At 73.3% G+C, this 18,525-nt stretch carries 11 protein-coding genes; 9 read left to right on the top strand and 2 right to left on the bottom strand.

All coding sequences use genetic code 11. The features are described from left to right. Positions 1–426 precede the first annotated feature (426 nt). The 6 genes from ACGFW6_RS30975 (at position 427) to sucD (ending at position 11,570) form a co-directional block, all read left to right on the top strand. On the top strand, positions 427–2,967 hold the full coding sequence (locus ACGFW6_RS30975) for a DUF5682 family protein (RefSeq protein WP_393517138.1): 2,541 nt from the start codon (positions 427–429) through the stop codon (positions 2,965–2,967). 193 nt (positions 2,968–3,160) lie between these two features. After that, entirely contained in the window at positions 3,161–4,327 is a 1,167-nt protein-coding gene (locus ACGFW6_RS30970) for a VWA domain-containing protein (protein ID WP_393517079.1), read from the top strand. A 240-nt stretch (positions 4,328–4,567) separates the two neighbouring features. Continuing rightward, the gene (locus tag ACGFW6_RS30965) at positions 4,568–5,884 is read left to right on the top strand and encodes a hypothetical protein (RefSeq protein ID WP_393517076.1); all 1,317 of its coding nucleotides are present in this window, start codon (positions 4,568–4,570) and stop codon (positions 5,882–5,884) included. A gap of 469 nt (positions 5,885–6,353) precedes the next feature. After that, on the top strand, positions 6,354–8,705 hold the full coding sequence (locus ACGFW6_RS30960; protein ID WP_393517073.1) for a hypothetical protein: 2,352 nt from the start codon (positions 6,354–6,356) through the stop codon (positions 8,703–8,705). A gap of 771 nt (positions 8,706–9,476) precedes the next feature. Then, positions 9,477–10,658, top strand: coding sequence for an ADP-forming succinate--CoA ligase subunit beta (gene sucC, locus ACGFW6_RS30955; protein WP_393517070.1), 1,182 nt, complete (start codon positions 9,477–9,479; stop codon positions 10,656–10,658). A gap of 27 nt (positions 10,659–10,685) precedes the next feature. After that, positions 10,686–11,570 (top strand): succinate--CoA ligase subunit alpha, encoded by an 885-nt coding sequence (sucD, locus tag ACGFW6_RS30950; protein WP_393517067.1) that lies wholly within the window; start codon positions 10,686–10,688, stop codon positions 11,568–11,570. Positions 11,571–11,662: 92 nt separating this feature from the next. Here sucD and ACGFW6_RS30945 read toward each other — a convergent pair whose 3' ends face one another. Further along, positions 11,663–12,772, bottom strand: coding sequence for a helix-turn-helix domain-containing protein (locus ACGFW6_RS30945; RefSeq protein WP_393517064.1), 1,110 nt, complete (start codon positions 12,770–12,772; stop codon positions 11,663–11,665). Positions 12,773–12,877: 105 nt separating this feature from the next. Here ACGFW6_RS30945 and ACGFW6_RS30940 point away from each other — a divergent pair, with 105 nt between their 5' ends. Next, complete coding sequence (locus tag ACGFW6_RS30940; protein ID WP_393517135.1) at positions 12,878–15,235, top strand: DUF6350 family protein; 2,358 nt, start codon at positions 12,878–12,880, stop codon at positions 15,233–15,235. A 14-nt stretch (positions 15,236–15,249) separates the two neighbouring features. Here the strand turns inward: ACGFW6_RS30940 and ACGFW6_RS30935 are convergent, their stop codons facing one another. Beyond that, entirely contained in the window at positions 15,250–16,041 is a 792-nt protein-coding gene (locus tag ACGFW6_RS30935) for a hypothetical protein (protein ID WP_393517061.1), read from the bottom strand. Positions 16,042–16,315: 274 nt separating this feature from the next. On the opposite strand from ACGFW6_RS30935, the gene purN reads away from it, so the two are divergent. Next, positions 16,316–16,945 carry a phosphoribosylglycinamide formyltransferase gene (gene purN, locus ACGFW6_RS30930; RefSeq protein ID WP_393517132.1) on the top strand — a complete coding sequence of 210 codons (630 nt, stop codon included), beginning with the start codon at positions 16,316–16,318 and terminating at the stop codon, positions 16,943–16,945. Beyond that, positions 16,942–18,507: a bifunctional phosphoribosylaminoimidazolecarboxamide formyltransferase/IMP cyclohydrolase gene (gene purH, locus ACGFW6_RS30925; protein ID WP_393517059.1), complete on the top strand. Its 1,566-nt coding sequence runs from the start codon at positions 16,942–16,944 to the stop codon at positions 18,505–18,507. The genes purN and purH overlap by 4 nt, the downstream gene beginning before the upstream one ends. Positions 18,508–18,525 lie beyond the last annotated feature (18 nt).

Below are 18,525 nucleotides of genomic sequence, written 5' to 3'. Positions count from 1 at the left end.
GCCGGGACGGTGATCGACGGATCGGGGTGGTGGGGATGGTGACCGGCGGAGCGGCGGCCGGGACGGTGATCGACTGGCCGGAGGGGCCTGGATGGTGACGGGCGGGTCGGGGTGGCCTGGATGGTGACCGGCGGGTCGGGGTGGCCGAAGGGCTGACGGGGGTGGTGCGGTCCGGCGGCCCTGTCACAGGGGCTGCCGGACCGCGGGAGCGCGGATCACCGGGGGGAGAGGGGGAACGCCGGTCATGGGTCATGGCGGGGGAGGCGTGAGCGATGGGGGAGGACAGCTGTGGAGCAGGGGGCCGATGTGAACAGCGTTGAGGACACGGACACCGGGAGTCACGGGATGGACGCGGTCACCGGCGGGGAGCGCGATGAGCGCACCGAGTCGGGCAGCTCGGTCGGATCGGCGGCAGCTCGTTCGGTGATGCGGCCCTCGGGGCCGTTGCTGCTCGGGGTCCGGCATCACGGACCCGGCTCGGCGCGTGCGGTGCGGGCGGCGCTGGACGCGGCGCGGCCACGGACCGTGCTGATCGAAGGGCCGCCGGAGGCCGACGTGCTGATCCCGCTCGCCGGTGACGCGGCCATGCGGCCCCCGGTCGCGCTCCTCGCTCACGCCGTCGACGAACCCGGCCGCTCCGCCTTCTGGCCGCTGGCCGAGTTCTCCCCCGAGTGGGTGGCGATCCGCTGGGCGGTGGAGCACCAGGTCCCGGCCCGGTTCATCGACCTTCCCGCCACGCACACATTGGCGTGGGGGAAGGCGGACGAGACCGCGTTGGATGCGGGTGAGGGGGGTGAGCCGGCCGACGGCTCCGACGCATCCGGTGCCGACGCGAACGGCCCTGAGGCCGAGGTGACCGAGGTGACCGAGGTGACTGATCCTCATGCCGCCGTCCGCGTGGACCCCCTCGCCGTGCTCGCCGATGTCGCCGGTTACGACGACCCCGAGCGGTGGTGGGAGGACGTCGTCGAGCACCGGGGGGCGGGGGACGGGGATGTGTTCGCACCGTTCCTCGGGCTCGAAGAGGCCATGGGGGCGCTGCGGGAGACGTACGGGAGCGGGGGACATGACCGGGACCTCGTGCGCGAGGCCTATATGCGGCTCCAGGTACGGGCGGCACAGCGGGAGTTCGGCGACGACGTGGCTGTCGTGTGCGGGGCCTGGCATGTGCCCGCGCTGCGGCAGAAGAGCACCGTCGGCGCCGACAAGGCACTGCTGAAGGGGCTGCCCAAGGTCAAGGCCGACATGACCTGGGTGCCGTGGACGAACCGGCGGCTGGCCCGGGTGAGCGGCTACGGGGCGGGGATCGACTCTCCGGGCTGGTACGGGCACCTGTTCAGTGCGCCGGACCGGCCGGTCGAGCGGTGGCTGACGAAGGTGGCCGGGCTGCTGCGGGAAGAGGACCGGATCGTGTCCTCGGCGCATGTCATCGAGGCGGTGCGGCTGGCGGAGACGCTCGCGGCGATGCGCGGACGCCCGTTGCCGGGACTGAGCGAGACGACCGACGCGGTGCGGGCGGTCATGTGCGAGGGCTCGGACGTGCCGTTGGCGCTCGTGCAGGACCGGCTGGTCGTGGGGGACGTGCTGGGGGAGGTACCGCCGTCGGCGCCGGCGGTGCCGTTGCAGCGAGACCTCGACCGGACCCAGCGCCGGCTGCGGCTCAAGCCGGAGGCACTCGAGCGGGAGCTGGAGCTCGACCTGCGCAAGGAGAACGACGCCGAGCGCAGCAGGCTGCTGCACCGGCTGCGGCTGCTGCGGGTGGAGTGGGGGGAGCCGGTCGCGTCGCGGGGCAGCACGGGGACGTTCCGGGAGACGTGGCGGCTGCGGTGGGAGCCGGAGCTGTCCGTGCGGGTCGCCGAGGCCGGGGTGTGGGGGACCACCGTGTACGCGGCGGCAGCCGCGAAGGCCGAGGCGGACGCCGTCTCCGCGCAGGGCCTCGCCGACGTCACCGCCCTCGCCGAACGCTGCCTCCTGGCCGAACTGCCGGACGCGCTGCCGACGGTGATGCGGATCCTCGCCGACCGGGCCGCCCTCGACGCCGACGTCGGCCATCTCGCCCAGGCCCTTCCCGCGCTGGTCCGCTCTCTGCGGTACGGCGATGTGCGCGGCACGGACACCCGGGCGCTCGCGGAGGTCGCCGCGGGACTCGCCGAGCGCGTGTTCGTCGGGCTGCCCCCGGCGTGCGCCGCGCTGGACGCGGACGCGGCCGAAGAGATGCGGCGGCATGTCGACGCGGTGCATGGCGCGGTCGGGCTGCTGGGAGATGCGGTGGCTTCGGGACAGGGTGCGCGGGGCGGGGACGATTCCGGGGACGCGGACGAATACGGGGACGGGGGCCTGAAGGGCGGGGACGGACTCGAGGGCGGCTCCGGCTCGTCCGGGCCGGGGCACGGCGATCTGCGGCAGCGCTGGCACGGCGTGCTGCGCGTGCTGGCCGTGCGGGACACCGTGCCCGGTGTCATCCGGGGGCGCGCGGTGCGGTTGCTTCTGGACGACGGGGAGTTGGCGCAGGACGAGGCGGCGCGCGCGATGGGGCTCGCGTTGTCGCCGGGGACGCCGCCGGGGGACGCGGCCGCGTGGATCGAGGGGTTCGTCGGGGGCGGATCGGGCGGCGGGATGCTGCTCGTGCACGACGAGCGACTGCTCGGGCTGGTCGACACGTGGCTGACCGGGGTGTCGGCGGAGGCGTTCACGGATGTGCTGCCGCTGCTGCGGCGCACCTTCTCGGCGTATGAGCCGGGAGTGCGGCGAACCCTCGGGGAGTTGGTCCGGCGCGGGCCGGGGGAGCGGGCCGGGGCGGGTGTCGGCGGGCCCGGGATACCTGGATTCGCGGCCGAGTTCGATGTCGACCGGGCGGACGCCGTGGTGCCGGTGGTGCGGTTGCTGCTGGGGCTGGACCGGGTGGAGAGGGGCGGGGGCGCCGACGGCGGCCTCGGGGACAACGACCTTGTGGGGGCGACGGGATGACGACTGACGTGGTGGCGACGGAACCGAGGGAACGAGCAGCGGCGGCGGGTGCCGGAAGGCAGCCGCACCGGTTCGCGGCGCAGGGCGGCCGGCCGTTGACGACGACCGTGCCGGTGCTGCCGCTGTGGGAGCGGCCTCGTACGGGAGCGTGCCGATGACGAGCGTGGGAGCGACCTCTCAAGGGAGCGTGCCGATGACTGCCGAGGCGATGGATCCGGCCCGGGAGCGGTTGCGGCGGTGGCGGATGGTGCTCGGCGGGGACGACGCCGACGGCACCGGGTGCGCGCTCTCGGGCAAGGACGCGGCCATGGACGGGGCGTTGACCGCGCTCTACGGGAAGGGGGACAAGGGGACACAGCCGGGGAGGGACCGTTCGGCGGGGCTCGGTGCCTCGGCGCCGTCCGTGGCACGGTGGCTCGGCGACATCCGCACGTACTTCCCCTCGTCCGTGGTCCAGGTCATGCAGCGGGACGCCATCGACCGGCTCGGGCTGTCGACGCTGCTGCTGGAGCCGGAGATGCTGGAGGCGGTGGAGGCGGACGTGCACCTCGTCGGCACGCTGCTCTCGCTCAACCGGGCGATGCCGGAGACGACGAAGGAGACGGCACGGGCCGTCGTGCGCAAGGTCGTCGAGGACCTGGAGAAGCGCCTCGCGACCCGCACACGAGCCACTCTCACCGGCGCCCTCGACCGCAGTGCCCGGATCAGCCAGCCCCGCCACCACGACATCGACTGGAACCGCACCATCGCGGCCAACCTCAAGCACTATCTGCCGGAGTACCGGACGATCGTGCCGGAGCGGCTCATCGGGTACGGACGGGCATCGCAGTCCGTGAAGAAAGAGGTCATCCTCTGCATCGACCAGTCGGGGTCGATGGCGGCGTCCGTGGTGTACGCGTCGGTGTTCGGGGCCGTGCTGGCGTCGATGCGGTCCATCAACACGCGGCTGGTCGTGTTCGACACCTCCGTCGTCGACCTCACCGACCAGCTCGACGACCCCGTGGACGTCCTCTTCGGCACCCAGCTCGGCGGGGGCACGGACATCAACAGGGCGCTCGCGTACTGCCAGTCGCAGATCACGCGGCCCGCGGAGACGGTGGTCGTGCTGATCAGCGACCTGTACGAGGGCGGCATACGCAACGAGATGCTCAAGCGGGTGGCCGCGATGAAGGCGTCCGGGGTGCAGTTCGTCGCGCTGCTGGCGCTGTCGGACGAAGGGGCGCCGGCCTATGACCGGGAGCACGCGGCCGCGCTCGCCGCGTTGGGCGCGCCTGCCTTCGCGTGTACGCCCGACCTGTTCCCGGAGGTGATGGCGGCGGCCATCGAGAAGCGGCCGATTCCGGTGCCGGACGCGACCTGAGCACGGGTCCAAGGGCGAGGAATTACCGGTGATTTGTCGACCAAGTGATGACCGACTTCGGCCAGCAAAACGGACATGACTACCCATCGGTAACGGGGGGCTTGCGCGACGGCAGGAGGGGCGTGCAAGGATCGGCGCCTGCTGGGTGGTGCGCCGTCGCGCCGCCTGTCCGTACCGAGTCCGGTCGACTCGACGCTCGTCACACGTACTCGTTCCGCCGCACGGAGGGACCACCTCGTCTTGACCTGGCCGGCCACCTTGCCCGGTGCCGCTGCGCGCGTCCTGCGCGTCGCGGCCGGGCGGCGTGCGCTGCAACTGGTGCTGGTGGCGGGCGGCCTGTTGGCCATCGCGCTCCTCGGCGGGGAGCGGGCGTACGCGGCCGACGGGTCGGACGGGATGCCGGTGGGCGCTTCGTCGGTGTCGGCGACGTCGGCCATGCCACGCGCATCGGCGGTGCCGTCCGCGTCGGCCTCGGCGGTGGACGAACTCCGGTCGTCGGCGCAGCGCACGGTCGAGCGGCTCCTGAGCCCGCCCGCCCCTGCCACCGAGCCCGACGCGCAGGCCGGGCCTGACGCACAGGCGGCGCCCGATGTGCAGGCCGGGCCTGATGTGCAGGCCGCGCCTGACGCCCAGGTCGTACCCGGCGTCCAGGTCGGCCCCAGCACGCACGACAAGCCGACGGCTCCGCCCGCCGAGCCCGCGCTTCCCGGGCACCCGGTCACCGAGGACCGCGTCCCTCAGCCTCAACTGCCGCGAAGCCAGGCCCCCGACCAGCCCGTCCAGAACCTGCCCGTCCAGAACCTGCCCGTCCAGAACCTGCCCACCCAGGATCAGCCCGCCCAGCCGCACACCCCCCGCACGCCCGCACCCCAGCCGGCCCCGGACGACCAGCTCCTCACCCCGGTGACCGGGCAGGTCGGACGGACCGTCGGCACGCAGGTCGTGCGGCCCGTCGGTGATGTGGTGCGGACGGTGACCGGGGATCTGGCCGCGGGGCTGGCGGAGGTGCAGGCGATGGTGCCGCCGTTGGCGGCACTGCCCTCGCTGCCGACGGCACCCGAGACGACGTGGCCGAGCTGGCCCGGGTGGGAGCTCCCCGCTTTTCCCGGGATCCCGGATCTGCCGGGTGCCGGTGTGCCCGTGCTGCCCGGGCAGACGTTGCCGGCCCCGATCACCGGGACGCCGCAACCGGGGTCGGACGCGCCCGGTTCCAGTGACGGACGCGCCGTCAAGGGGCGTACCGGCAAGGAGACGAACGGCGTTCAGGGCCCCCGTTTCGGAAGCGACGGAACCGGGTTCCACGCTCCGGCGGCCGGCCACGCACACCGCACCGCGCCGTCCGGCTACGCCCCCACCCGTCAGGCGCCGTCCGACCACCCGGGTGGCGCGGCGGGCAACCACGCGGTGGGCGACAGCGGTACGCCGCGGCACGGTGACGCGCACGCGGTCTCGTTGAGCCGGCGCGTGGCAGTGCGGCTGGTGCCCGGCCCCGCCGCAAGTGCGGAAGCGGACGCGATTCAGGACAGGCACCGGGACATTCCGGTTTCGCCGGCCTAGGTGCCGAGGCCGCAGGCCAGTAGGCCCGCAGGCCCGCAGGCCCGCAGGCCCGCAGGCCCGCAGGCCCGCAGGCCCGCAGGCCCGCAGGCCCGCAGGCCCGCAGGCCCGCAGGCCCGCAGGCCCGCAGGCCCGCAGGCCCGCAGGCCCGCAGGCCCTCAGGCCCTCAGGCCCTCAGGCCCATAGGCCCATAGGCCCTTAGGCCCTTAGGCCGACCCTCCCCGCCGTGGCATCTGCCGCGTGGGGTGGATACAGGCCCGCCCGTCCGTCCGGACCCCAGTTCGCGGTTGTCCCGCGACAGCGGGGCGGACGGAAGCCACCGGAGCCGTACCCGGTCCCGCCGGTCCTCAACTCACCGGACCGCGACCGTGATCGGCGCCGGAATGTCCCCAACCGTCCGAAGTCCCGGAGCTTCACTTCTCCGTCGCTCCGGGGGCCTTCGGAACCCCAGATCCAGGGATCCGACGCACACATGAACAAGAACATCCGCCGTTCGATCGTCATAGCCGCCGGTGTCACCGGCGCCTGGGCGCTCGGTTCGACCGTCGCCAGCGCCGACGAGCTGCCCGCCTCCACCCTCTCCGCCCCGGACAAGGCCACCGACGTGACCGACGTGACCGACACAGCCGACAGCGCCGACACCCCCGGTCTTCTCGGTGGCGTGACCGACACGGTCGACGGTGTCGTCTCCGGCGTGACGGACACCGTCACCGGCGTCACCGAGGGCGCCACCGGCGAGGTCACCGACACCGCGCCGACCGCGCCCGCGGACACCGCCGATCAGGCCCGCCGTTACGTGGACGCCGACGTCACGGTCCCGTCCGCGACGAACACCGCCGCTTCCGCCGCCGACAGGGCGGCCAAGGCCGCCAAGGCCAAGGGCGCGGCGCAGGCCATCCAGGGCGCGAAGGCAGCCCGCGCGGACAAGGCCGCCGCGCACGCGACCGCGCAGGTCACCGCGCGGGCCGAGGCCCATGTCTCCGCGGCCGTGACCGACGTCCGCGACCTCCCCCACGACACCCCGCAGCACCCCGGCACCATCGACTACCTCTTCGGCCCCCTCGCCGCCTTCGCGCCCGAGCTGGAGCAGGCGCTCGCCGCCGCGCAGACGAAGGTGCAGGGCGCGCAGACGGCGGCGCGTTCGCAGGCGCAGGGCGCCGAGGGCGTCGTACGGACGAAGGCGCGGTACGCCGTCGCCGGGGCGGGCCGCACCGCGGCGGGCGCCGGCGATGTCGCGCACGCGGCGCTCGCCCACGCCGACGGCAGGGTCACGGACGCGGCGGTGGCCGCCACCGGCCGGGCCGGTGCCGTCACCGACGCCGCGCAGGGTTCCGTCTCCGCGGTCCCGGGCCATGTCACGGGCACGGTCGGTGGCGTGGAGCAGCGGGTCGTCGGCACGGTCGCCGCCGTCCCCGGCACGGTCACCCCGGTCGTGGAACAGACGGCCGACGCCGCCGTCCCGCCGGTCGTCACCGAGGCCGTGCACGGGGTCGTCCCGGTCGCCGGTCGCGCGGTCGAGGGCGTCGTCCCGGCCGCGGGGCACGCCGTCGCCGGTGTCGTCCCCGCCGCCACCGGTGCCGTGGCCGGAGTGACCCCGGTCGCCGGTCATGCGGTGGACGGCGTCCAGCCGGTGGTCGGTGACGCCGTGAACGGCGTGGCCCCGGTCGTGGGTCACGCCGTCCACGGCGTCGCCCCGGTCGTCGGCCGGACCGTGGACGACGTGGTTCCGGTCGCCCATGGCGCCGTCGCCGGAGTCGGCGGCGCCGCCCGGCACACCGTCGACGCCGCGACCGCGCTGGCGTACGGAGTGGTCGCCGACGTCCAGCCGGTGGCCACCGGAGCGGTCGCGGGCGTCCAGCCCGTGGTCGGCGGGACCGTCCAGGGCGTTCAGCCGATCGTCGGCGGAGCCGTCCAGGGGGTCCAGCCGGTTGCCGACGGGGTCGTCCAGGGCGTGCGGCCGGTGGCCGGCGGCGCGGTCGGCGATGTCGGGCACCTCGCCCACGGCACCGTCGCCGACGTCCGGCCCGTCGCCTCGGGCGCGGTCGCCGACGTCCAGCCGGTCGTGCGGGGCGTCGCCACCGACGTCCCCCCGTACGCCACCGGCCTCGTCGGCCATGTCACCGATGACGTCACCGGCTCGGTCCTGCCGCCGGTGGCCGACGCGGCCGTGCACGGCGTGGTGCCGGTCGCCGGGCAGGCCGTCGCCGACGCGGGCACGCTCGCGTACGGCGTCACGGACGACGTGCGGCCCTTCGCGGGCGGTGTGGTCGGCGAGGTCGGCCCCTTCGCGCACGGCGTGGCCGGGCAGGCCGTGCCCTTCGCCGGCGACGTCGCCGAGGAGGTGCCGCCGTTCGCGTACGGCGTCACCGGTGCCGTGCGGCCGGTCGTCGACACGGTCGTGGCCACCGTCCAGCCGGTCGTGGACACCGTCCGGCCGGTCGTGGACGGCGTCGGCGGCAGCGCAACGGACCTGGCGTACGGCGTCACGGACGACGTGCGGCCCTTCGCGGGCGGTGTGGTCGGCGAGGTCGGCCCCTTCGCGCACGGCGTGGCCGGGCAGGCTGCACCCTTCGCCGAGGACCTGACCGGAACCGTCCGGCACGCGGCCGTCCCACTCGCGGACAACGCCGTCACCGGCGTCCGGGACGTCGCCGCTTCGGCCGCGCCGGGCTACGCGCCCGACGTCTCCGCTTCGGCCACACCCGGTTACGCGCACGACGTCACCGCTTCGGCCACACCCGGCTACGTCCAGGCCGTCGCCGCTTACGCCACACCCGGCGACGTCCAGGACCTCGGCCGGAACGGCGGTGCCCACCGCATCTGAATCCGTCCGCACCGCTCGACCGGACCAGCGGCAGGCAGGCAAGCAGGAAATCGGCCCGCAGCCGCCGGACACCTCCGGTCGGACGGCACCCCCATCCGCCGGGCGAACACGCTCACCACAGCGCTCACCACCACGATCACGACCAGTGATCACCATCGGTGACCACTACAGGTGATCAGTACCGGTGATCGCGACCGGTGACCACCACAGGTGACCGCCATCGCGGCCACCACCGGTGACAGCCACAGGTGACCGCCACCGCGGCCACCACCCCGGCGACCGACGACTCCGTGAGGCCCCCGGCCTCGGACGGCCGAAAGCCATCGGCGCCCGTCCGGCCGGAACCTCGCGGACCGGACGCGTGGTCCCCATTGGGGTGGGGACCACCCGTCCAGCGCCCCAGGGGCGGCCCATTCGTGCCCCTGCGGGTTGTTCAAGGGACCTCACCGGGTCAACCCCAGCCCGGTGAGGTCCTCGGCCGTCGCCCGTCCCGTCGACGTCCGACAGGTCACCGCCGCATCACCGGGACCTCACGGTCGGCACGCCGTGCCAGTGATCAGCGCTGTTCGCGGCATCATGTGACAGGTATCACCGCTCAGGTGTGACCCTCGATTTAGGGGCCTCCTGCAAGCAGCGATAACCTGCGAGACGGACATGCCGCGCGCTCGGACACCGTGTGCGCCTCCCTTGTGACAGCGGACGTCACGTTGCCCTTCGCGGCACGCCCACGCATCCAACGAACCGCGAGATCACTGATAGGGACGGAAGCGCGTGGACCTGTTCGAGTACCAGGCGAGGGACCTCTTCGCCAAGCACGATGTACCGGTGCTGGCCGGTGAAGTCATCGACACGCCTGAGGCGGCCCGCGCAGCCACCGAGCGCCTCGGCGGCAAGTCTGTCGTCAAGGCCCAGGTGAAGGTCGGCGGCCGCGGCAAGGCCGGTGGCGTGAAGCTCGCCGCGAGCGCGGACGAGGCCGTCGCCCGGGCGACCGACATCCTCGGCATGGACATCAAGGGCCACACGGTCCACAAGGTGATGATCGCCGAGACGGCCCCGGAGATCCTGGAGGAGTACTACGTCTCCTTCCTCCTCGACCGTGCCAACCGCACCTTCCTCTCCATCGCCTCGGTCGAGGGCGGCATGGAGATCGAGGAGGTCGCGGCCACCCGCCCGGAGGCCGTCGCCAAGATCGCGATCGACGCCATCGACGGTGTGGACGAGGCCAAGGCCCGCGAGATCGTCGAGGCCGCCAAGTTCCCGGCCGAGGTCGCGGACAAGGTCGTCAACGTCCTGATCAAGCTGTGGGACACCTTCATCAAGTCGGATGCCCTCCTCGTCGAGGTCAACCCGCTCGCGAAGGTCGCCTCCGGTGACGTCCTCGCCCTCGACGGCAAGGTGTCGCTCGACGAGAACGCCGAGTTCCGCCACCCCGAGTACGAGGAGCTCCACGACAAGGACGCCGCCAACCCGCTCGAGGCGGCGGCCAAGGAGAAGAACCTCAACTACGTCAAGCTCGACGGTGAGGTCGGCATCATCGGCAACGGCGCGGGTCTCGTCATGAGCACCCTGGACGTCGTCGCGTACGCCGGTGAGAACCACGGCAACGTCAAGCCCGCCAACTTCCTGGACATCGGCGGTGGCGCCTCCGCCCAGGTCATGGCGAACGGCCTCGAGATCATCCTCGGCGACCCGGACGTCAAGTCCGTCTTCGTCAACGTCTTCGGCGGCATCACCGCGTGCGACGAGGTCGCCAACGGCATCGTCCAGGCCCTCAAGCTCCTCGAGGACCGCGGCGAGAACGTCAGCAAGCCGCTGGTCGTCCGCCTCGACGGCAACAACGCCGAGCTCGGCCGGCAGATCCTCACCGACGCCAACCACCCGCTGGTCCAGCGCGTCGACACCATGGACGGCGCGGCCGACAAGGCCGCCGAACTGGCTCACGCCGCCAAGTAAGCACTCAGGACGAGGACACAACACACCATGGCTATCTGGCTCAACAAGGACAGCAAGGTCATCGTCCAGGGCATGACCGGCGCCACGGGCATGAAGCACACCAAGCTCATGCTCGGTGACGGCACCGAGGTCGTGGGCGGCGTCAACCCGCGCAAGGCGGGTCAGACCGTGGACTTCGACGGCACCGAGGTACCGGTCTTCGGCACCGTCAAGGAGGCCATCGAGAAGACCGGCGCCAACGTCTCCGTCATCTTCGTGCCGGAGAAGTTCACCAAGGACGCGGTCGTCGAGGCCATCGACGCCGAGATCCCGCTGGCCGTCGTGATCACCGAGGGCATCGCCGTGCACGACACGGCGTCCTTCTGGGCGTACGCCGGCAAGAAGGGCAACAAGACCCGCATCATCGGCCCGAACTGCCCCGGCATCATCACCCCGGGCCAGTCGAACGTCGGCATCATCCCGGGCGACATCACGAAGCCGGGCCGTATCGGCCTGGTCTCGAAGTCCGGCACGCTGACGTACCAGATGATGTACGAGCTGCGCGACATCGGCTTCTCGACCGCCGTCGGCATCGGTGGCGACCCGATCATCGGCACCACGCACATCGACGCGCTCGCCGCGTTCCAGGCCGACCCCGACACCGACCTGATCGTCATGATCGGTGAGATCGGCGGCGACGCCGAGGAGCGCGCGGCCGCGTTCATCAAGGAGAACGTGACGAAGCCGGTCGTCGGCTACGTCGCGGGCTTCACCGCGCCCGAGGGCAAGACCATGGGTCACGCCGGCGCGATCGTGTCCGGTTCCTCCGGCACGGCGCAGGCGAAGAAGGAGGCCCTGGAGGCCGCGGGCGTCAAGGTCGGCAAGACCCCGACCGAGACGGCGAAGCTGGCCCGCGAGATCCTCGGCGGCTGACCTCGGTCACGGCTGTCCGTAGTGAGCCGGTGGGCCCGTTCCCTCTGTGGGGGCGGGCCCACCGGCGTTCTCGCCCGCCCGGGCCACGGCGGTCATGTGACCTGCGGTACGAGCCGCTCCGGGCCGGCCTGCATCTGTGTGCGCAGCTTCTCCCGCAGCTCCAGCTCCTTCTCCGACAGCGGCCCCGGCGCCATCCTCGGCGGCACGCCTCGCACCGTCGTGCCCGGCGGCACCGGTGGCTCGTACTGCGTGGGAGCCGTGCGCAGCGTCAGTGCCGTCGTGCCGATGAGCGCCACCGTGAAGGCGATCGCGGCCCGGGTCCAGAAGCGGGCGCGGCGTTCGCTGCCGTCGCGCACCTCGACCGGCTTGGCCGCGCGCAGCCGCTCCGTGGAGGCCAGTTCGGCCAGGCGCCGATGGAGAGTGCCGGGGTCGGACAGGTCCGGCAGGCGGGCGGCGACCGCGGTGCGCGCGTCCAGGAGACGGTTCGCGGCGGCCGGGGTGCTCGCCTCCGTCTCGGCGGCCGTCTCGGGCAGGTCCAGGCCGACCCCGTCGTAGAGGACGAGCGTGCGGCGCTGGGTCGGCGGCAGCCGGAGCAGCACGTCCAGCAGGGCGCGGTCGAACGCGTCGGACGGCGGCGGTTCGGGATGCCGGTAGCGGGGGCGGAACCGGTGCCAGGGGGAGAGCGCGAAATCGTACGCCGTCGCCCGCACCCAGCCCGCGGGATCGCGGTCCCGGGCCACTTCCGGCCAGCGCTGCCAGGCGTGCTGGAAGGCCCGCTCGACGGACTCCCTGGCGAGCTCGCGGCGCCCGGTGAGCAGGAAGGTCTGCCGTACGAGGGCGGGAGCGCAGAAGGCGTACAGCGCGTCGAAGGCCTGGGCCGGGGTGAGCCGCCTCTCGTGCGGTGGTTCCCCGTCGTCCGGAAGGGCGGTGTCCGTGTCCTCGGGGGTGATCTGAAGTGCCGTCATGTCATCGACTTCCTCGGGTTCCTGACCCTCCGTCTTGTCGGCGACGGTCCGCAGCAGTTGGGCGTACGCCTCCCTCCTGCGGCCCCGCGGTGTCGTGCGGCCGCTCTCCCACGCGCGAACCGTCTCCCGGCTGACGCCCACCCGTTCCGCGACCTGAGCCTGCGTCAACGAGGCGGCCTCGCGCAGGCGTCGGCGCTCTTCGGGAGGGGGGAGCTGGGCTGCGGGGGTCTGCGTCACCGGGCGCCCTTTCGTACGAAAAAGTACATAAACATATATTGAGCGACACATCGGAGGTTCGCCTGTTACGACGGGAAAGCGCGTGTCGTTGGGAGCATGGCGAACGTGATCGAGATGACCGCTCGCAGAACGCCCCTGCTCACGCGCTTGCGCCGCCATTCGCCCGGCCTGGGCGCCAGCCTCTTCAGCGGTGCGGTGGCGGCCGGACTGGGGCTCGGTGTGTTCGCCGTGGTGGTGATCGTGCTGTGGATCAGTTCGCCGTACTCGGACAGCGGACCGGGCGGAGCGCTGCGGACCGCCTCCGTGCTGTGGCTGCTGGCGCACGGCGCGGAACTGGTCCGCACCGACACGCTCTCCGGCGTCCCCGCGCCGGTCGGTGTCACCCCGCTGCTGCTGCTCGCGCTGCCGGTGTGGCTGGTGCACCGGGCGGCACGGGACGCGGCGGCCGACGGCGGCGAGGGGGTGCCGCTGGCGTCGATCCGCACGGCGTGGGCCGGTGTCGTCCTCGGATACCTCGGGGTCGGCATGGCGGCCGCCGTGTACTCCGCCGGGGGCGAACTGCAGCCGTCCTGGCTGTGGACGGTGCTGCGGGTGCCCCTGGTCGCGATGACGGCGGCGGGCGTCGGGGTGTGGACGGCCTGCGAGCGGCGGCCCGAGGTCGTGGACGGTCTGGTGCTCGTGCTGCCGGCCCGGGTACGCCGACTGGTGCCCGGGGTGGAGGGGCGGGCCCGGGTCGGCACCGCGGCCCGGGCGGCCGGGGCGGGGGTGGCGGCGCTCGCCGGTGGCGGGGCGTTGCTGGTGGGCGGGGCGCTGCTGTGGAACGGCGGTGCCGTGCGGGACTCCTTCCTGGAGCTGACGCAGGGATGGTCGGGACGGTTCGCGGTACTGCTGCTGTGCGCGGCGCTCGTGCCGAACGCGGCGGTGTGGGCGGCGGCCTACGCGCTCGGGCCGGGGTTCGTGCTCGGGTCGGGGCATGTGGTGGGGCCGCTGTCCTCGGCACCGGCACCGCTGCTGCCGCCGTTCCCGCTGCTGGAGGCGGTACCGGAGACGGCCGTGGCCGGGCCGCTGCGCTGGGGGGTCGCGGTGGTGCCGGTCGTGGCGGGCCTGGTGGTGGGCTGGTTCGCGGCGGGATGGGGGGACGGCCTCGACGAACGGTCCGGCGGCGGGGACGGGTCCGCCACCGCTCGGCACCGGTCCGGCGGCGACACCTCCGCCATGGCGCGGACCCGGAGTGGACAGGGCTCGGCCTCGGACCGGTCCCGGGCCGGGCTGGGGTCCTCGACGGGCCGGTTCCACGCCGGGGAGCCGGCCCCGGCCGGCCGCGGCGGGTCCGCGGCTGCGCCGCCCGCCGTGACCTGGTCGCCCGGCCGGACCGCCATCACGGCGGTGCTGGCGGCGGGGTTCTGCGCACTGGCGATCGCCGTGCTGTCCACGCTGTCGGGCGGTCCGCTCGGCGTGGGGGCGCTGGCGCGGTTCGGGCCGGTGTGGTGGCAGACGGGGGCGGCGACGTTCGGGTGGGTCGCCCTGGTGGCGGTTCCGGTGGCGGTGCTGGTGCGCGGCTGGCGGTGCTGGGCGTGGCGGTACCGGGCGGAGTCGGTGGGCGACACGCAAGGCGCACGGATCGGCAAGCCCCGGGTGGGAACGCCGGGGGAGAGCGGCCCGCAGGACTCGGACCGTCCGCTGCGGGGCCGGTTGCCGCTGGTCGGTGGGTGGTTGCCGGGATCGGCGGAGCCGGGGGGTGCGGACGAGCCGGACGGAGCGGCGGCGGCCGGAAAGGGCGAAGGCCGGCCGACGGACGCGAACCCGGCGCCTTCGGCGCACGGTCGCAGGACGCCGGTACAGGACCACAAGGGTGCGGACCAGGCGGACGGCAAGGGCGTTCGGGCCACGGCGTACGGCGAGGACGCCCGGTACGAGGCGCTCACCCAGGACCTCCCGTACGCCACGTACGACCACGACACGACCTTCGAGCCGGACGACTTCCCCCTCACCGGCGCACCGTCGGTGCCCCCGCCGCCGGCACGGCGGGACGACGAGGCTCCGCGGCCGGCGGCGGCGCCCGGGGAACCCGACGCGGGGGACGGAGACGCGTCGGCGCCGCCGGCACCGAATCCGTCAGAGGCCCCGGCGGGACGGAACCAGAAGCCGGTCGTCCTGCAGAAGACAGGGAAGGGGCCGCAACAGAAGCCGCTCGCCCGGAAGGCAGTCAAGGAGCCGCAACAGAAGCCGCTCGCCCGGAAGGCAGTCAAGGAGCCGGAACAGAAGCCACCCGTTCCGCAGAAGGCAGCCGAGGATCAGCAGCCGAAGGCGCCGGTCCCGCACACGTCACCGGAGGCGGAGGAAGGACCCGCGGCAACCGGCGTGCCGGACGCACCCGTCACGGGGAAGGCGCCGGAACCGACCCCGGAAGAGACACCGGAGCCGGCCGCACGGGAGACCCCGGACTCACCGGACGCCCCGTAGCCACCCTTCCGGCGTCAGCTCTCCCCGCCCAGAACTCCCCGCAGTTCCTTCGGCAGATGCTCGTTGCACGACTGCTTCGCCTCATGGGTGAGCGCGTCGTCCCGGCAGGTGTAGTAGTCGCTGTAGACCACCTGCGCCGCGAACCCGGCCGCGACCACCGCGATGGCGAGGGACGCCGTGACCAGACCGCTCACCGCCGCCGTCGTCTGGGGGCGGCCGTTGTTCTGCGGGGCCGGGGTGTCCGGATCCGGGGTGCGCGGCTTGGCGCGGAGGCTGCTGATGCCCCAGTACAGGGCGAGCGCGCCCAGCAGCAGCGCCATGTACGGCCAGCTGAACAGGGCGAAGAAGAAGGCCCACATGCCGGACAGCAGGGCGTAGCGAGCCCGCCGCTGGGTCGGGTCGGTCGGGTCCCAGCGCATGCCGCTGCCCGGGCCGCCGTTTCCTCCGGGGCCGTCCTGTCCGCGCCGGGGGTTCTCGCCGAACCCGCCGGAGGAACGGCCCGGCTGGCGGTCGCTCCACTGGTTGCCCCACGGGGAGTCGCCGTTGCCCCGGTCGGAGCCCTGCGATTCGTCGTCGCCCGACGGGCGGCGCGGCTGCCACGGGCGGTCGGGCGTGCCCTCCGGCGGCGGTGCGAAGGGGTTGTCGTCCTGCCCCTGGCCGCCGTTGCCCTGCTGGTCGCCGTTCTGCCCGCCCGAGGGGGCGTCCGGCGGCGAGGTGGGGCGCTCCCGCAGCAGCACGCCGCTGTGCTCCCCTCCCGGCAAGGACTGCGGGCGGAGCGTGAGGAGTCCCAAGCTGCGGTCCGGCATCAAGTGAGCGTCTTCCCCTTGGTGAACGACTGATCCGACATGAGCTGTCATTTCGTGAACGCACAGCACCGCAACCGCGTTCCCGGGCCCAGCTCCCCCCAGACGCTACCTCCCGGCCACGCCACCGTCCCGTGGGGGCTCTCGGGAGTGCCGGTATCGTTGCTGACGGTCGGCCGCTTCGTAGACTTCCCCGTATCCCGGGGCGTGATGCATTCGTACGAATATACAAAGCGTCGGCCGCATGAAGAACGCACCCCCGAGAAAGGGCCCCACCGTGGCCGCCAAGCCCGTGGCCAAGCGCCTCGTCGTGCTGGTCTCCGGATCCGGCACCAACCTGCAGGCGCTCCTCGACGAGATCGCCTCCGTCGGTCCCGAGGCGTACGGCGCCGAGATCGTGGCCGTAGGTGCGGACCGCGAGAACATCGAGGGGCTGGCGCGGGCCGAGCGTGCGGGGCTGCCGACCTTCGTGTGCAGGGTCAAGGACCACGCCGGGCGTGAGGAGTGGGACGCCGCCCTCGCCGAGGCCGTCGCCGCCCACGAGCCCGACCTCGTGATCTCCGCCGGGTTCATGAAGATCGTGGGCAAGGAGTTCCTCGCGCGCTTCGGCGGCCGGTTCGTCAACACCCATCCGGCCCTGCTCCCCAGTTTTCCCGGCGCCCACGGCGTCCGTGACGCCCTCGCGTACGGCGCCAAGGTCACCGGCTGCACCGTCCACTTCGTCGACGACGGCGTCGACACCGGGCCGATCATCGCTCAGGGCGTGGTCGAGGTCCGCAACGAGGACGACGAGAGCGCTCTGCACGAGCGCATCAAGGAAGTCGAGCGAAGGCTGCTCGTCGAGGTCGTGGGGCGGCTCGCCCGCAACGGCTATCGCATTGAGGGACGAAAGGTAGTTATCCAGTGACCGCCGAGAGCAACAAGCGGGCCATTCGACGGGCGCTCGTCAGCGTCTACGACAAGACCGGTCTCGAAGACCTCGCGCGCGGCCTGCACGAGGCGGGCGTCGAGCTCGTCTCCACCGGCTCCACGGCCGCGAAGATCGCCGCCGCCGGCGTCCCGGTCACCAAGGTCGAGGAGCTCACCGGCTTCCCCGAGTGCCTGGACGGCCGCGTCAAGACGCTGCACCCGCGCGTGCACGCCGGCATCCTCGCCGACCTGCGTCTGGAGGACCACCGGCGGCAGCTGGCCGAGCTGGGCGTCGAGCCGTTCGACCTGGTCGTCGTCAACCTCTACCCGTTCCGCGAGACCGTCGCCTCCGGCGCCACCCCCGACGAGTGCGTCGAGCAGATCGACATCGGCGGTCCCTCGATGGTGCGCGCCGCCGCCAAGAACCACCCGTCGGTCGCGGTCGTCACCAGCCCGGCCCGCTACGCCGACGTCCTCGGTGCCGTCCGCGACGGCGGCTTCGACCTCACCACCCGCAAGCGGCTCGCCGCCGAGGCCTTCCAGCACACCGCGGCCTACGACGTGGCGGTGGCGAGCTGGTTCGCCTCCTCCTACGCCCCGGTCGACGAGTCGCAGTTCCCCGACTTCCTCGGCGCCACCTGGGAGCGCGAGAACACCCTGCGCTACGGCGAGAACCCGCACCAGCCGGCCGCCCTGTACGTGGACGCCGAGGGCGGCGGCCTGGCCAGGGCCGAGCAGCTGCACGGCAAGGAGATGTCGTACAACAACTACACGGACACGGACGCCGCCCGCCGTGCCGCGTACGACCACGCCGAGCCCTGCGTCGCGATCATCAAGCACGCCAACCCGTGCGGCATCGCGGTCGGCGCCGACGTCGCCGAGGCGCACCGCAAGGCGCACGCCTGTGACCCGCTGTCGGCGTTCGGCGGCGTGATCGCCGTCAACCGCCCGGTCAGCAAGGAGATGGCGGAGCAGGTCGCCGAGATCTTCACCGAGGTCATCGTCGCGCCGGACTACGAGGACGGCGCCCTCGAAGCCCTCGCCAAGAAGAAGAACATCCGCGTGCTGCGCTGCCCCGAGGGCCCCGGCAACCCCGTCGAGATCAAGCCCATCGACGGCGGCGCCCTCCTGCAGGTCACCGACCGCCTCCAGGCCGACGGAGACGACCCGGCGAACTGGACCCTGGCGACGGGCGAGGCCCTCTCCGCCGAGAACCTGGCCGACCTCGCCTTCGCCTGGAAGGCATGCCGCGCCGTCAAGTCCAACGCGATCCTCCTCGCCAAGGACGGCGCCTCGGTCGGCGTCGGCATGGGCCAGGTCAACCGCGTCGACTCCGCGAAGCTCGCGGTCGAGCGGGCCGGCGCCGAGCGCGCGCAGGGCTCCTACGCCGCCTCCGACGCCTTCTTCCCCTTCCCCGACGGCCTGGAGATCCTCACCGAGGCCGGCGTGAAGGCCGTGGTCCAGCCGGGCGGTTCGGTCCGGGACGAGCAGGTGGTCGAGGCCGCGAAGAAGGCGGGCGTCACGATGTACTTCACGGGGACGCGCCACTTCTTCCACTGACACGGAGCGCCGGCCTCG

The organism is Streptomyces sp. Y7, assembly GCF_043195415.1.
In the GTDB taxonomy this organism is placed as follows: Bacteria; Actinomycetota; Actinomycetes; order Streptomycetales; family Streptomycetaceae; genus Streptomyces.
Note: the sequence above shows the minus strand (reverse complement) of the source record. Positions and strands in the feature narration are given on the sequence as shown.